The 298-nt window shown below is 51.7% G+C and carries 1 rRNA gene; it reads right to left on the bottom strand.

Going from position 1 to position 298, the window contains the following annotated elements:
* Positions 1-298 (bottom strand): 16S ribosomal RNA (locus M992_RS15355); the annotation flags it as partial.

Here is a 298-nt window from a genome sequence, read left to right as displayed (position 1 = left end):
ACCGTACGGTTCTAATCCTGTTTGCTCCCCACGCTTTCGCACCTCAGTGTCAGTATTAGTCCAGGTGGTCGCCTTCGCCACTGGTGTTCCTTCCTATATCTACGCATTTCACCGCTACACAGGAAATTCCACCACCCTCTACCATACTCTAGTCAGTCAGTTTTGAATGCAGTTCCCAGGTTGAGCCCGGGGATTTCACATCCAACTTAACAAACCACCTACGCGCGCTTTACGCCCAGTAATTCCGATTAACGCTTGCACCCTCTGTATTACCGCGGCTGCTGGCACCTCGTCTCTA

This window comes from Moellerella wisconsensis ATCC 35017 (assembly GCF_001294465.1).
GTDB lineage: Bacteria > Pseudomonadota > Gammaproteobacteria > Enterobacterales > Enterobacteriaceae > Moellerella > Moellerella wisconsensis.
The sequence above is the reverse complement of the archived record's forward strand: the minus strand, read 5'-3'. Positions and strand labels throughout refer to the sequence as shown.